This is a genomic window from Escherichia sp. MOD1-EC5189 (assembly GCF_002966045.1).
GTDB lineage: Bacteria > Pseudomonadota > Gammaproteobacteria > Enterobacterales > Enterobacteriaceae > Escherichia > Escherichia coli_F.
This window is the reverse complement of the sequence record NZ_PTRX01000049.1, coordinates 1-14,148: the sequence shown is the minus strand read 5'-3', so window position 1 is coordinate 14,148 and position 14,148 is coordinate 1. Positions and strand designations below refer to the sequence as shown.

14 protein-coding genes and 1 riboswitch are annotated in these 14,148 nt (G+C 54.0%); of the genes, 8 read left to right on the top strand and 6 right to left on the bottom strand.

Annotation, left to right across the window (positions count from 1 at the left end):
• The 3 genes from ATB02_RS24525 to rsd form a co-directional block, all read right to left on the bottom strand.
• The coding region (locus ATB02_RS24525; protein WP_198600596.1) for a thiamine phosphate synthase at window positions 1–313 on the bottom strand (313 nt) is incomplete at its 3' end.
• A complete protein-coding gene (thiC, locus tag ATB02_RS24520; protein WP_105272360.1) occupies window positions 313–2,208 on the bottom strand; it encodes a phosphomethylpyrimidine synthase ThiC in 1,896 nt (631 codons plus the stop codon). The genes ATB02_RS24525 and thiC, both read right to left, overlap by 1 nt.
• A gap of 80 nt (window positions 2,209–2,288) precedes the next feature.
• A riboswitch (TPP riboswitch) is annotated at window positions 2,289–2,389 on the bottom strand.
• Between the two features lie 51 nt (window positions 2,390–2,440).
• The gene (gene rsd / locus ATB02_RS24515; protein WP_000934302.1) at window positions 2,441–2,917 is read right to left on the bottom strand and encodes a sigma D regulator; all 477 of its coding nucleotides are present in this window, start codon (window positions 2,915–2,917) and stop codon (window positions 2,441–2,443) included.
• 94 nt (window positions 2,918–3,011) lie between these two features.
• Here rsd and nudC point away from each other — a divergent pair, with 94 nt between their 5' ends.
• The 6 genes from nudC (at window position 3,012) to ATB02_RS24480 (ending at window position 7,517) form a co-directional block, all read left to right on the top strand.
• On the top strand, window positions 3,012–3,785 hold the full coding sequence (gene nudC / locus ATB02_RS24510; protein WP_000373940.1) for an NAD(+) diphosphatase: 774 nt from the start codon (window positions 3,012–3,014) through the stop codon (window positions 3,783–3,785).
• A 39-nt stretch (window positions 3,786–3,824) separates the two neighbouring features.
• Window positions 3,825–4,889 carry a uroporphyrinogen decarboxylase gene (hemE, locus tag ATB02_RS24505; RefSeq protein ID WP_000137657.1) on the top strand — a complete coding sequence of 355 codons (1,065 nt, stop codon included), beginning with the start codon at window positions 3,825–3,827 and terminating at the stop codon, window positions 4,887–4,889.
• Window positions 4,890–5,045: 156 nt separating this feature from the next.
• Entirely contained in the window at window positions 5,046–5,717 is a 672-nt protein-coding gene (gene nfi / locus ATB02_RS24495; RefSeq protein ID WP_105272359.1) for a deoxyribonuclease V, read from the top strand.
• Window positions 5,718–5,759: 42 nt separating this feature from the next.
• A complete protein-coding gene (locus tag ATB02_RS24490; protein ID WP_000940106.1) occupies window positions 5,760–6,350 on the top strand; it encodes a YjaG family protein in 591 nt (196 codons plus the stop codon).
• 186 nt (window positions 6,351–6,536) lie between these two features.
• Window positions 6,537–6,809 carry a nucleoid-associated protein HU-alpha gene (gene hupA / locus ATB02_RS24485; RefSeq protein ID WP_001044513.1) on the top strand — a complete coding sequence of 91 codons (273 nt, stop codon included), beginning with the start codon at window positions 6,537–6,539 and terminating at the stop codon, window positions 6,807–6,809.
• Between the two features lie 12 nt (window positions 6,810–6,821).
• Entirely contained in the window at window positions 6,822–7,517 is a 696-nt protein-coding gene (locus ATB02_RS24480; protein WP_001300651.1) for a DUF1481 domain-containing protein, read from the top strand.
• A gap of 1 nt (window position 7,518) precedes the next feature.
• Here ATB02_RS24480 and zraP read toward each other — a convergent pair whose 3' ends face one another.
• Window positions 7,519–7,938, bottom strand: a complete 420-nt coding sequence (gene zraP, locus ATB02_RS24475; RefSeq protein WP_001296714.1) for a zinc resistance sensor/chaperone ZraP — start codon at window positions 7,936–7,938, stop codon at window positions 7,519–7,521.
• A gap of 237 nt (window positions 7,939–8,175) precedes the next feature.
• Between zraP and zraS the strand changes: the two genes are divergently transcribed.
• Together zraS and zraR are read left to right on the top strand one after the other, a co-directional pair.
• Window positions 8,176–9,552 carry a two-component system sensor histidine kinase ZraS gene (gene zraS, locus ATB02_RS24465; RefSeq protein WP_105272358.1) on the top strand — a complete coding sequence of 459 codons (1,377 nt, stop codon included), beginning with the start codon at window positions 8,176–8,178 and terminating at the stop codon, window positions 9,550–9,552.
• Window positions 9,549–10,874 (top strand): sigma-54-dependent response regulator transcription factor ZraR, encoded by a 1,326-nt coding sequence (gene zraR, locus ATB02_RS24460; protein ID WP_105272357.1) that lies wholly within the window; start codon window positions 9,549–9,551, stop codon window positions 10,872–10,874. Before zraS ends, zraR begins: the two co-directional genes overlap by 4 nt.
• On the opposite strand, the gene purD is transcribed toward zraR, so the two are convergent.
• Both purD and purH read right to left on the bottom strand, forming a co-directional pair.
• Complete coding sequence (gene purD / locus ATB02_RS24455) at window positions 10,871–12,160, bottom strand: phosphoribosylamine--glycine ligase (protein ID WP_105272356.1); 1,290 nt, start codon at window positions 12,158–12,160, stop codon at window positions 10,871–10,873. The genes zraR and purD overlap by 4 nt on opposite strands.
• A gap of 11 nt (window positions 12,161–12,171) precedes the next feature.
• Window positions 12,172–13,761, bottom strand: coding sequence for a bifunctional phosphoribosylaminoimidazolecarboxamide formyltransferase/IMP cyclohydrolase (gene purH, locus ATB02_RS24450; RefSeq protein ID WP_046082256.1), 1,590 nt, complete (start codon window positions 13,759–13,761; stop codon window positions 12,172–12,174).
• Window positions 13,762–14,148 lie beyond the last annotated feature (387 nt).

The following is a 14,148-nucleotide window of genomic DNA, read 5'->3' as shown; positions in this document are numbered from 1 at the left end:
GCCGCAGGCCCGCCGCGCGGATGGCGCTGAGATCGGTGGTTTGCAAATCTTCCTGTCCCAGATGGACGCCATACGCCTGATGCTTAATCGCCAGCTGCCAGTAATCGTTGATAAACAGCCGTGCGTTATAGCGGCGGCCCAGCGCAATTGCTGCTACGACATCGGCTTCCACCTCTTCATCGCGCCGATCTTTGATGCGCAGCTGGAGAGTACGCACGCCTGCATCCAACAGACGTTCGATCCACTGTACGCTGTCCACTACCGGGTACAGTCCTAAACGAAAAGGTACGTGAGGAAAATCAGGCTGATACATCACGCTTCCTCCTTACGCAGGTATATTTCTCCACCACTGGCACGGAAGTTCTCCGACATATCCGCCATTCCCACTTCAATGGTTTGCGCGGCGGCATAGTCACGCACTTCCTGGCTGATTTTCATCGAGCAGAATTTCGGCCCACACATGGAGCAAAAATGGGCGACTTTACCGGACTCTTGTGGCAGGGTTTCATCGTGATAAGCGCGGGCGGTAAACGGGTCGAGGGCCAGATTAAACTGGTCTTCCCAGCGAAATTCGAAGCGGGCTTTCGACATGGCGTTATCGCGAATTTGCGCGCCCGGATGCCCTTTCGCCAGGTCGGCAGCGTGGGCGGCAATCTTATAGGTGATAAGCCCCTGCTTAACATCTTCTTTATTAGGTAGACCCAGATGCTCTTTTGGCGTTACGTAACAGAGCATCGCGCAGCCAAACCAACCAATCATCGCCGCGCCAATCCCCGATGTGAAGTGGTCATAACCCGGCGCAATATCAGTAGTTAGCGGCCCGAGGGTATAGAACGGAGCTTCGTGGCAGTGCTCTAACTCCTCGGTCATATTGCGGCGGATCATCTGCATCGGCACGTGGCCTGGACCTTCAATCATCACCTGCACGTCATATTCCCAGGCGATTTTGGTCAGTTCGCCCAGCGTATGTAGCTCGGCAAACTGCGCTTCATCGTTGGCGTCCTGTATAGAACCAGGGCGCAGGCCGTCGCCCAGCGACAACGAAACATCATAAGCGGCACAGATTTCACAAATTTCGCGGAAGTGTTGATAGAGGAAATTTTCCTGATGATGGGAGAGGCACCATTTCGCCATAATCGAACCGCCGCGAGAGACGATACCGGTCAGGCGTTTCGCGGTCATCGGCACGTAGCGCAGTAGCACGCCCGCATGGATAGTGAAGTAATCCACACCTTGCTCGGCCTGTTCCAGCAGCGTGTCCCGGAACGCTTCCCAGGTAAGATCTTCAGCGATCCCATTAACCTTCTCCAGCGCCTGGTAGATCGGCACTGTACCGATCGGCACCGGGCTGTTACGCAAAATCCACTCGCGGGTTTCGTGAATATAGCGACCGGTGGAGAGATCCATCACCGTATCCGCCCCCCAGCGCGTAGACCATACCAGCTTTTCCACTTCTTCTTCGATGGAAGAGGTGACTGCCGAGTTGCCGATATTGGCGTTAACCTTCACCAGAAAGTTGCGACCAATAATCATCGGCTCCGATTCCGGATGATTAATGTTGGCCGGGATAATGGCACGTCCGGCAGCAACTTCATCACGGACAAATTCCGCGGTGATATTTTCCGGCAGACGTGCGCCAAAGCTCATTCCCGGATGCTGGTGGCGCAAAACTTCGCTACGTATGCGCTCGCGACCCATATTCTCGCGAATGGCGATGAATTCCATTTCGGGCGTGATGATGCCCCGGCGGGCGTAGTGCAGTTGGGTGACGCGGCGTCCTGCTTTGGCGCGTTTTGGGGTTAATACGTCGCTAAAACGCAGCTCGTCGAGGCCATCATCTGCCAGCCGTGCTTTAGTGTAATCGGAACTGCGCACGGTAAGTTCTTCGGTATCGCCGCGTGCATCGATCCACGGCTGGCGTAGTTTTGCCAGTCCTTGCTGCACGTTAATGGCGATCTGTGGATCGCCATACGGACCGGAGGTGTCGTAGACGGGAATCGCTTCGTTTTCTTCGTACTGCGGCTGTTCTTTGCTACCGCCGATTAGCGTCGGGCTAAGCTGGATCTCACGCATCGGCACGCGCACGCCGGGTTGTGTGCCAGTGATGTAAATGCGTTTTGAGTTCGGAAAGGCGGTGCCTTCCAGGGTGTCAATAAAATGTTGGGCCTGGGCGCGTTGTTCGCGGCGGGTCAGTTTTGTTGCAGACATAGCTCATTCCAAAAAGTTAAGGACGTGGCTTGTCAGACGACGGATGAAGCAAGAGACGATCGCCGCAAAGGCGATGCGATAGCAGATTAACTCTTGTTCCCTTCGCAGGTATTAGCCTGATCAGGTTCCGCGGATCCCGAATAAACGGTCTCAGCCAGTTAAGGCACTCCGACAAGAAATTAGCCCCGCAAACGGGGCGTTGAATGTAAATTACGCGTTAACAGCGCAGAACTCAAGCAGGATGTTTGACGCGGGCGGCGTCAAGCACCAGCAGAATCAGCTTATCTTCCAGCACAAAGCGCGCTTCCAGGGCCTCGCCGATGTCAGATAAAACCTGTTGAAACTCAAGGTAATTATCATGATCGATAGCGGTTTCCAGGCTGGAATCGTAGTAATCCATAATCTGTTGGGTATTGGCTTCGAGTTGTGGCCAAATCTTCGCGGCGCGTGCGAGTTGCCCATTGCCTTCCAGTTTATGAAGAATGCGCTCATAAATACTGAAATGTCCGGCAGACAAGTAATCGACCAGGCTCTGACAAAAATCATCAAGGGCTTTTTCGTTTAGCCTCATGTACGATTCTTTGCCAGGCTTAATGCCAACCAGATTGTAGTAAGCCACGAGCAGATGCTTACGTACATGTAGCCAGCGATCAACCAGTTTGTTACTTCCTCTGACGCGCTCCGTCAGGTTATCGAGCTGGTTAAGCATGATTGACTCCGCAAGTTTGTATTCAAAAACTGCTCAGTGAGAAATGTAAAAACCATGTTAAACATGCCAGTGATGCAAAGGTAGTGCAAGAGCTATGGATCGTATAATTGAAAAATTAGATCACGGCTGGTGGGTCGTCAGCCATGAACAAAAATTATGGTTGCCGAAGGGAGAATTGCCATATGGCGAAGCGGCAAATTTCGATCTTGTGGGTCAGCGCGCACTACAAATCGGCGAATGGCAGGGGGAACCTGTTTGGTTAGTACAACAGCAGCGGCGTCACGATATGGGGTCGGTACGTCAGGTCATTGATCTCGATGTTGGGCTGTTTCAACTGGCCGGACGTGGCGTGCAACTGGCGGAGTTTTACCGATCGCATAAATACTGTGGTTACTGCGGGCATGAAATGTATCCGAGCAAAACCGAATGGGCGATGCTGTGCAGCCATTGCCGTGAGCGTTACTACCCGCAAATCGCCCCCTGCATTATTGTTGCCATCCGTCGCGATGATTCGATCCTCCTCGCCCAGCATACCCGCCATCGTAACGGTGTCCATACGGTTCTTGCCGGATTCGTCGAAGTGGGCGAAACCCTCGAGCAGGCGGTCGCGCGGGAAGTGATGGAAGAGAGCGGAATTAAAGTTAAAAACTTGCGGTACGTGACTTCCCAGCCGTGGCCGTTTCCCCAGTCGCTGATGACCGCATTTATGGCGGAATATGACAGCGGCGACATCGTGATTGATCCGAAAGAGCTGCTCGAGGCGAACTGGTATCGCTACGATGATTTACCGTTACTTCCGCCGCCCGGCACCGTGGCGCGCCGTCTGATAGAAGATACGGTGGCGATGTGTCGGGCAGAGTATGAGTGATGATACACTGACCGCCTGACGCACTAAGGAACAGCCAAAATGACCGAACTCAAAAACGATCGTTATCTGCGGGCGCTGCTGCGCCAGCCCGTTGATGTCACTCCAGTATGGATGATGCGCCAGGCGGGTCGCTATCTACCGGAATATAAAGCCACGCGCGCCCAGGCGGGCGATTTTATGTCGCTGTGCAAAAATGCAGAGCTGGCGTGCGAAGTGACTTTGCAACCGCTGCGTCGCTATCCGCTGGATGCGGCAATCCTCTTTTCCGATATCCTCACCGTGCCGGACGCGATGGGGTTAGGGCTCTATTTTGAAGCCGGAGAAGGTCCACGTTTTACCTCTCCAGTCACCTGCAAAGCTGACGTTGATAAACTGCCAATTCCGGACCCGGAAGATGAGCTGGGTTACGTGATGAACGCGGTGCGTACTATTCGCCGCGAACTGAAAGGCGAAGTGCCGCTGATTGGTTTTTCCGGCAGCCCGTGGACGCTGGCGACCTATATGGTGGAAGGTGGCAGCAGCAAAGCGTTCACCGTGATCAAAAAGATGATGTATGCCGATCCACAGGCGCTGCACGCTCTGCTCGATAAACTGGCGAAAAGCGTCACTTTGTATCTGAATGCGCAAATTAAAGCTGGTGCTCAGGCCGTGATGATCTTCGATACCTGGGGCGGCGTGCTCACCGGGCGCGATTATCAACAGTTTTCGCTCTATTACATGCATAAAATAGTTGATGGTTTACTGCGTGAAAACGACGGTCGCCGTGTACCGGTCACCCTGTTTACCAAAGGCGGTGGACAGTGGCTGGAAGCTATGGCGGAAACGGGTTGCGATGCGCTGGGCCTCGACTGGACAACGGATATCGCCGATGCGCGCCGCCGCGTGGGCAATAAAGTCGCGCTGCAGGGTAATATGGATCCGTCGATGCTGTACGCGCCACCTGCCCGCATTGAAGAAGAAGTCGCGACTATACTTGCAGGTTTCGGTCACGGCGAAGGTCATGTCTTTAACCTTGGTCACGGCATTCATCAGGATGTGCCGCCAGAACATGCTGGCGTGTTTGTGGAGGCTGTGCATCGCCTGTCTGAACAGTATCACCGCTAAGAGCCTGGTCCATCAGGCTATTTTATTTGCCATTTTGAGGCCGGGCAGTGCTCAAAATCCTCACGTACTACGTGTACGCTCCGGTTTTTCCGCGCTGTCCGGCCTCAAACTGCCTTCAACAATTACGCCTGGTGGACCAGGCTCTAAGGAGCGATTATGGATCTCGCGTCATTACGCGCTCAACAAATCGAACTGGCTTCTTCTGTGATCCGTGAGGATCGACTTGATAAAGATCCGCCGGATCTGATCGCCGGAGCCGATGTCGGGTTTGAGCAGGGCGGAGAAGTGACGCGAGCGGCGATGGTGCTGCTGAAATACCCCTCTCTTGAGCTGGTGGAGTATAAAGTGGCACGCATCGCCACCACCATGCCTTACATTCCAGGTTTTCTTTCCTTCCGCGAATATCCTGCGCTGCTGGCAGCGTGGGAGATGCTGTCGCAAAAGCCGGATTTAGTGTTTGTCGATGGTCATGGGATCTCGCATCCGCGCCGTCTTGGCGTTGCCAGCCATTTTGGCTTATTAGTGGACGTACCGACCATTGGCGTAGCGAAAAAGCGGTTATGCGGTAAATTCGAGCTGCTCTCCAGCGAACCGGGCGCGCTGGCACCGTTGATGGATAAAGGCGAGCAGCTGGCCTGGGTCTGGCGCAGTAAAGCGCGCTGTAACCCGCTATTTATCGCAACTGGCCATCGTGTCAGCATGGATAGTGCGCTGGCCTGGGTACAACGCTGCATGAAAGGCTATCGTCTGCCGGAGCCAACGCGCTGGGCAGACGCGGTGGCTTCGGAACGTCCGGCGTTCGTGCGCTATACAGCAAATCAGCCCTAATTCAGGTAAACTGCGGATAATTTCCGTATTTGAGAACTCAACATGTTACAAAACCCAATTCATCTGCGTCTGGAGCGCCTGGAAAGCTGGCAGCACGTCACTTTCATGGCTTGCTTATGCGAACGCATGTACCCCAATTACGCCATGTTCTGCCAGCAAACCGGTTTTGGTGATGGGCAAATTTACCGCCGCATTCTCGATCTCATCTGGGAAACACTGACCGTCAAAGACGCAAAAGTGAATTTCGATAGCCAACTGGAGAAATTTGAAGAAGCGATTCCTTCAGCGGACGATTTCGATCTGTATGGCGTTTATCCAGCAATCGATGCTTGCGTGGCGTTAAGTGAACTGGTCCATTCGCGTTTGAGTGGCGAAACGCTCGAACACGCGGTAGAAGTGAGTAAGACCTCCATCACGACCGTGGCGATGCTGGAAATGACTCAGGCTGGCCGTGAAATGAGCGATGAAGAGCTCAAAGAAAACCCAGCTGTAGAGCAAGAGTGGGACATTCAGTGGGAAATATTCCGACTTTTAGCTGAGTGCGAAGAACGCGATATCGAGCTGATAAAAGGCCTTAGGGCAGACCTGCGTGAGGCGGGCGAGAGCAATATTGGTATAATTTTTCAGCAATAAGACCAGAAAACGTGATTTAACGCCTGATTTGTCATACCTGGAGTCTTCCCTTTCGCCCCCCGTCTGGTCTACATTTGGGGGGCGAAAAAAAGTGGCTATCGGTGCGTGTATGCAGGAGAGTGCTATTCTGGCATTTCCGTCGCACTCGATGCTTAGCAAGCGATAAACACATTGTAAGGATAACTTATGAACAAGACTCAACTGATTGATGTAATTGCAGAGAAAGCAGAACTGTCCAAAACCCAGGCTAAAGCTGCTCTGGAGTCCACTCTGGCTGCAATTACTGAGTCTCTGAAAGAAGGCGATGCTGTACAACTGGTTGGTTTCGGTACCTTCAAAGTGAACCACCGCGCTGAGCGTACTGGCCGCAACCCGCAGACCGGTAAAGAAATCAAAATTGCCGCAGCTAACGTGCCGGCATTTGTTTCTGGCAAGGCACTGAAAGACGCAGTTAAGTAAGATTGCGTGGCAGTGAACAGTTTTAACGAAGGGGTGGTTTCACCCCTTTTGTCTTTCTGGCGTCGATCATTGATGCTGGCGGGCGCTCTGTTTCTAACTGCCTGTAGTCACAACTCTTCACTTCCTCCCTTTACCGCCAGTGGATTTGCTGAAGATCAGGGCGCGGTACGTATCTGGCGAAAAGACAGCGGCGATAATGTGCATCTGCTTGCCGTGTTTAGCCCGTGGCGCAGTGGCGATACCACGACGCGAGAGTATCGCTGGCAGGGCGATAACCTCACGCTCATCAATATCAATGTTTACAGCAAACCGCCGGTGAACATTCGCGCGCGTTTTGACGATCGCGGCGATCTGAGCTTTATGCAACGTGAATCCGATGGGGAAAAGCAGCAGCTTTCTAACGACCAAATCGATTTATACCGTTATCGAGCTGACCAGATCCGCCAGATTAGCGATGCCTTACGTCAGGGGAGAGTCGTGCTGCGCCAGGGGCGCTGGCATGCGATGGAACAGACCGTGACCACCTGCGAAGGGCAAACCATTAAACCTGATTTAGATTCGCAGGCGATAGCGCATATCGAGCGCCGCCAGAGCCGTTCTTCTGTTGATGTCAGCGTGGCATGGCTGGAAGCGCCCGAAGGTTCGCAATTACTGTTAGTGGCAAACTCTGATTTCTGTCGCTGGCAACCCAATGAGAAAACGTTCTGATTTACCAGTGGCCCATACCCATATGACCGCCACCACCGCAGCCGCCGTAACCCATTCCGGTACCGCGCGGAATACCCGCTTCAGCCATCGCAATATCTCGTTTCACCCGTAATTCATCTAACGACTGACGCAAATTCTCCATCTCTTTGGCGACCGCGTTAATTTTGCTGCTATCCGGTGGGTTCGCGGCTAACAGGGCATTGTATTCATAACGCTTCGTCACCAGTTGCTGTTGCAGTGCGCTGCTTTGAGCGTAAAAGTCATTATGGATTTTCTGCCACGCTGTCTGTTGTTCGCTGGTCAAAGGCGCGGCATTTTGCTGCCACATACCGTGTCCGCCGTGAGCAAATGCAGATGTCGATCCCATCGCCATTGCTGAAAGCGCCATCATCACCAGGGCAATTTTCGTGTTCCGTTTCATGGTTAATCCTCCAGTGGTTGTCTTACTTCGGGTATTGCATCTTTCGTGCCAACGGCGAAACGCTGATATGACGGGCAATATGACATGATAAACGAGTAAAAATGACTCGCCTGCTGTGTGTAGCGAGTCATTTTTACTCATTGAAACTTAAGCCTTTGTGTTAAAGCGCAGGGTAAGTGCTAATAAAAGATGGCATGATTTCTGCTGTCAAAAAGGGATGAACAGGCAAAGAAGAAGATGCGTTTTATGCAGCGATCAAAAGATGCCTTAGCAAAATGGTTAAGCGCGATCCTTCCCGTAGTCATTGTTGGACTGGTGGGGTTGTTTGCGGTGACCGTGATTCGCGATTATGGGCGCGAGACTGCCGCCGCCAGACAAACTCTGCTGGAAAAAGGCAGTGTACTTATCCGCGCTCTCGAATCCGGCTCGCGCGTCGGTATGGGGATGCGCATGCATCATGCGCAGCAGCAGGCTTTACTGGAAGAAATGGCTGGGCAGCCAGGAGTGCGTTGGTTTGCGGTCACGGATGAACAAGGAACAATCGTGATGCATAGCAACTCCGGCATGGTGGGAAAACAGCTTTATTCCCCGCAGGAAATGCAGCAGTTACATCCGGGAGACGAAGAAGCGTGGCGGCGGATCGATAGCGCAGACGGCGAGCCTGTTCTGGAAATTTATCGCCAGTTTCAACCGATGTTTGCTGCTGGAATGCACCGGATGCGCCATATGCAGCAGTATGCCGCGACACCACAAGCAATTTTTATCGCTTTCGACGCCAGTAACATTGTGAGTACCGAAGAGCGTGAGCAGAGAAACACCCTGATTATCCTCTTCGCCCTGGCGACGGTCTTGCTGGCAAGCGTGTTGTCATTCTTCTGGTATCGCCGCTATCTTCGCTCGCGCCAGCTGTTACAGGATGAAATGAAGCGCAAAGAGAAGCTGGTGGCGCTGGGACATCTGGCCGCAGGCGTCGCCCATGAAATCCGTAACCCGCTTTCCTCGATTAAAGGGCTGGCGAAATATTTTGCCGAACGCGCACCAGCAGGAGGAGAAGCACATCAATTGGCGCAGGTGATGGCGAAAGAAGCCGACCGTTTAAACCGCGTGGTAAGCGAGCTGCTGGAGCTGGTTAAGCCAACGCATCTGGCTTTGCAGGCGGTGGATCTCAACACGCTGATTAACCACTCATTACAACTGGTAAGCCAGGATGCAAACAGTAGGGAGATCCAATTACGCTTTACCGCCAACGACGCATTGCCGGAGATACAGGCCGATCCGGACCGACTGACTCAGGTCCTGTTGAATCTCTATCTCAATGCTATTCAGGCTATTGGTCAGCATGGCGTGATTAGCGTGACGGCCAGCGAAAGCAGCGCAGGCGTTAAAATAAGCGTAACCGACAGCGGTAAGGGAATTGCGGCGGATCAGCTTGAAGCTATCTTCACCCCGTACTTCACCACCAAAGCCGAAGGCACCGGACTGGGGCTGGCGGTTGTGCATAATATTGTTGAACAACACGGTGGTACAATTCAGGTCGTAAGCCAGGAGGGGAAAGGTGCAACGTTCACCCTCTGGCTTCCGGTCAATATTACGCGTAAGGACCCACAAGGATGACGCACGATAATATCGATATTCTGGTGGTGGATGATGACATTAGCCACTGCACTATCTTGCAGGCATTGCTGCGCGGCTGGGGCTATAACGTCGCGCTGGCGAACAGCGGGCGACAAGCGCTGGAGCAAGTGCGGGAACAGGTTTTTGATCTTGTGCTTTGTGATGTGCGAATGGCAGAGATGGATGGCATCGCCACGCTGAAAGAGATCAAAGCGTTAAATCCGGCAATTCCGGTACTGATTATGACCGCGTACTCCAGCGTCGAGACGGCGGTAGAGGCGTTGAAAACCGGGGCGCTGGATTATCTCATCAAGCCGCTGGATTTCGATAACCTGCAGGCAACCCTGGAAAAGGCGCTTGCGCATACGCACAGTGTTGATGCTGAAACGCCTGCGGTGTCTGCCAGCCAGTTCGGTATGGTCGGTAAAAGCCCGGCGATGCAGCACCTGCTCAGTGAAATTGCCCTCGTCGCGCCATCGGAAGCCACGGTGCTGATCCACGGCGATTCCGGCACCGGTAAAGAGCTGGTCGCCAGGGCGATTCACGCCAGTAGTGCACGGAGTGAAAAGCCGCTGGTGACGCTCAACTGTGCGGCACTCAACGAATCCTTACTGGAATCTGAATTGTTCGGTCACGAAAAAGGGGCGTTTACCGGAGCCGACAAACGGCGGGAAGGGCGCTTTGTTGAGGCGGACGGCGGCACGCTGTTTCTCGATGAAATTGGCGATATCTCGCCGATGATGCAGGTTCGTCTGCTGCGTGCGATTCAGGAGCGCGAAGTCCAGCGTGTCGGTAGCAATCAGACTATCTCGGTTGATGTCCGGATGATTGCGGCGACTCATCGCGATCTTGCCGCTGAGGTAAAGGCCGGGCGTTTTCGTCAGGATCTCTACTATCGCCTGAATGTGGTGGCGATTGAAGTACCTTCGCTGCGACAACGGCGGGAAGATATTCCTCTGCTGGCTAACCATTTTCTGCAGCGGTTTGCCGAACGCAATCGCAAGGCGGTAAAAGGGTTTACTCCCCAGGCGATGGATCTGCTGATTCACTACGACTGGCCGGGAAATATTCGTGAACTGGAAAACGCGGTGGAACGGGCGGTGGTGCTGCTGACCGGGGAATATATTTCCGAACGCGAGCTGCCGCTGGCGATTGCCAGTACGCCGATCCCGCTGGTGCAAAGTCAGGATATTCAGCCGCTGGTGGAAGTCGAAAAAGAAGTGATTCTGGCGGCGCTGGAGAAAACGGGCGGCAACAAAACCGAAGCAGCCCGTCAGTTAGGGATTACGCGCAAAACGCTATTGGCAAAACTGTCGCGTTAGTTCTGCTCGCGTTCGATGGCGCGCCAGCCGATATCTTTCCGGCAGAAGCAGTCGTCCCAATGGATATCGGTCATTAAGGCATAAGCGCGTTTCTGCGCTTCTGCCACGGTATGACCCAGCGCGGTGACGCACAGTACGCGCCCGCCGCTGGTTACCACCTGCTCGTCATCCGCCAGTTTTGTGCCCGCGTGGAACACTTTGCCGTCAGACGCTTCTTCCAGCGGCAGGCCGTGGATCACATCGCCGGTGCGGTAATCGCCCGGATATCCACCCGCAGCCATCACCACGCCGAGAGAAGCGCGTTCATCCCACTCGGACGTTTTCTCGTCAAGCGTACCTTCACAGGCCGCCAGGCAAAGCTCAACCAGATCGGACTTCATGCGTAGCATAATCGGCTGGGTTTCCGGATCGCCAAAGCGGCAGTTAAATTCGATAACCTTCGGATTGCCCTGTTTGTCGATCATCAGGCCCGCGTAGAGAAAACCGGTGTAGGTGTTGCCTTCCGCCGCCATGCCTTTCACGGTTGGCCAGATGATACGTTCCATGGTGCGCTGATGAACTTCATCGGTCACCACTGGCGCAGGGGAGTAAGCGCCCATCCCGCCCGTGTTCGGCCCGGTATCTTTATCACCTACGCGTTTGTGGTCCTGACTGGTGGCCATCGGCAGCACATGCTCGCCGTCCACCATCACGATAAAGCTCGCTTCTTCGCCATCGAGGAACTCTTCGATAACGATGCGATGACCCGCGTCGCCAAAAGCGTTGCCCGCCAGCATATCGTGAACAGCCGCTTCCGCTTCTTCCAGCGTCATCGCCACGATAACGCCTTTCCCGGCAGCCAGACCGTCAGCTTTAATAACGATGGGCGCGCCTTTTTCACGCAGATACGCCAGCGCAGGTTCGACCTCGGTGAAGTTCTGGTATTCCGCCGTAGGGATCTTATGGCGGGCCAGGAAATCTTTGGTAAACGCTTTTGAGCCTTCAAGTTGCGCGGCACCTGCGGTTGGGCCGAAGATTTTCAGCCCGGCGGCGCGGAAGGTATCGACCACGCCTTTCACCAGCGGTGCTTCCGGGCCGACGATGGTTAAATCTACCTTTTCATTTTGCGCGAAATCCAGCAGTGCCGGGATATCGGTCACGCCGATAGCAACGTTTTGCAGTGCAGGCTCCAGCGCAGTGCCTGCGTTACCCGGAGCAACAAAAACAGTCTCAACCAGCGGCGACTGTGCCGCTTTCCAGGCCAGCGCGTGCTCGCGCCCGCCGTTACCAATCACTAATACTTTCATCTGTCGCTCCATTAATGGCGGAAGTGGCGCATGTCGGTGAAGAGCATCGCAATACCGTGCTCGTCGGCGGCGGCAATCACTTCGTCATCACGGATAGAACCGCCAGGCTGGATTACGCAGGTCACGCCCGCAGCGGCGGCGGCATCAATACCGTCGCGGAACGGGAAGAACGCGTCAGAAGCCATTGACGAACCTTTCACTTCCAGGCCTTCATCGGCAGCTTTAATACCGGCGATTTTCGCGGAGTACACGCGGCTCATCTGGCCTGCGCCAATACCGATGGTCATATTGTTTTTGGCGTAGACAATGGCGTTAGATTTCACGAACTTCGCCACCTTCCAGCAGAACAGCGCATCACGCAGCTCCTGTTCAGTCGGCTGACGTTTGGTGACGACGCGCAGTTCTTCCGCGCCGACCATGCCCAGATCGCGATCCTGAACCAGCAGACCGCCGTTCACGCGTTTGAAATCAAGGCCTGGAACACGCTCGGCCCACTGACCACATGTCAGGACACGTACGTTCTGTTTAGCGGCGGTGATTTTCAACGCTTCTTCGCTGGCGGACGGCGCAATAATCACTTCGACAAACTGACGAGAAATGATGGCCTGTGCGGTTTCAGCATCCAGCTCGCGGTTAAAGGCGATAATGCCGCCGAACGCCGAGGTGGGGTCGGTTTTATACGCGCGATCGTAAGCATCAAGAATGGAATTGCCGATAGCCACACCGCAAGGGTTGGCGTGCTTCACAATCACACATGCTGGCTCGGCGAACTCTTTCACGCACTCCAGCGCCGCATCGGTATCGGCGATGTTGTTATAAGAGAGGGCTTTACCCTGAACCTGGGTTGCGGTGGCAACGGAGGCTTCTTTCACATTCTCTTCTATATAGAAGGCAGCCTGCTGGTGGCTGTTCTCGCCGTAGCGCATATCCTGCTTCTTAATGAAGTTCAGGTTCAGCGTACGCGGGAAGCGACCGGCGGCCTCTTTGCTTTCACCGTGATAAGCCGGAACCATGCTGCCGAAGTAGTTGGCAATCATGCTGTCGTAGGCGGCGGTGTGTTCGAAGGCTTTGATAGCGAGATCGAAACGGGTTGCAAGCGTCAGCGATCCTTCGTTGGCATCCATCTCTTTAATAATGGCGTCGTAGTCGCTGCTCTTCACCACGATTGCGACATCTTTATGGTTCTTGGCGGCGGAGCGCACCATCGTTGGACCACCGATATCGATGTTCTCAACCGCATCTTCCAGCGAGCAGCCTTCACGGGCAACGGTCTGGGCGAACGGATAGAGGTTAACAACTACCATATCGATAGGTTGGATCTGATGTTCTTCCATAATGGCATCGTCCTGGCCGCGACGGCCCAGAATGCCACCATGCACTTTCGGATGCAGGGTCTTCACGCGTCCATCCATCATCTCCGGGAAACCGGTGTAATCGGAAACTTCGGTTACCGGCAGACCTTTTTCTGCTAACAGACGGGCAGTGCCCCCTGTAGACAGCAGCTCCACACCGCGTGCGGAAAGTGCCTGGGCGAATTCGACGATACCGGCTTTGTCAGAAACACTGAGCAGAGCGCGGCGGACTGGACGACGTTGTTGCATGGTAAATCCCCTGGATTTGACTATTACAGAGAGCGTTAGCTGAATTTTTCGCGAAAAACTCAGCTAACGCCCCTAACGGGGCATCCTTATTTTTCGCCCGCATTGTAACGAAAACGTTTGCGCAACGCTCGCGAATTTTTCTCTTTCAATAGCGATCACAATTTTGACTGTGGTTACCGTGGGAAAAATATAGAAATCACGGTAACGATTGTGGATAACTCTGTGCGTAAAAAGGTATAAAGCGGGGTTTTGCTGGGGAATGCAGCAGTCAGTCATTTTTCTGCAATTTTTCTATTGCGGCCTGCGGAGAACTCCCTATAATGCGCCTCCATCGACACGGCGGATGTGAATCACTTCACACAAACAGCCGGTTCGGTTGAAGAGAAA

Coding starts and splice junctions, on each gene's coding strand:
- ATB02_RS24490 (WP_000940106.1), top strand. CDS start 5,760: ATGTTACAAAACCCAATTCATCTGCGTCTGGAGCGCCTGGAAAGCTGG.
- nudC (WP_000373940.1), top strand. CDS start 3,012: ATGGATCGTATAATTGAAAAATTAGATCACGGCTGGTGGGTCGTCAGC.
- purH (WP_046082256.1), bottom strand. CDS start 13,761: ATGCAACAACGTCGTCCAGTCCGCCGCGCTCTGCTCAGTGTTTCTGAC.
- zraS (WP_105272358.1), top strand. CDS start 8,176: ATGCGTTTTATGCAGCGATCAAAAGATGCCTTAGCAAAATGGTTAAGC.
- thiC (WP_105272360.1), bottom strand. CDS start 2,208: ATGTCTGCAACAAAACTGACCCGCCGCGAACAACGCGCCCAGGCCCAA.
- zraP (WP_001296714.1), bottom strand. CDS start 7,938: ATGAAACGGAACACGAAAATTGCCCTGGTGATGATGGCGCTTTCAGCA.
- zraR (WP_105272357.1), top strand. CDS start 9,549: ATGACGCACGATAATATCGATATTCTGGTGGTGGATGATGACATTAGC.
- purD (WP_105272356.1), bottom strand. CDS start 12,160: ATGAAAGTATTAGTGATTGGTAACGGCGGGCGCGAGCACGCGCTGGCC.
- nfi (WP_105272359.1), top strand. CDS start 5,046: ATGGATCTCGCGTCATTACGCGCTCAACAAATCGAACTGGCTTCTTCT.
- hupA (WP_001044513.1), top strand. CDS start 6,537: ATGAACAAGACTCAACTGATTGATGTAATTGCAGAGAAAGCAGAACTG.
- rsd (WP_000934302.1), bottom strand. CDS start 2,917: ATGCTTAACCAGCTCGATAACCTGACGGAGCGCGTCAGAGGAAGTAAC.
- hemE (WP_000137657.1), top strand. CDS start 3,825: ATGACCGAACTCAAAAACGATCGTTATCTGCGGGCGCTGCTGCGCCAG.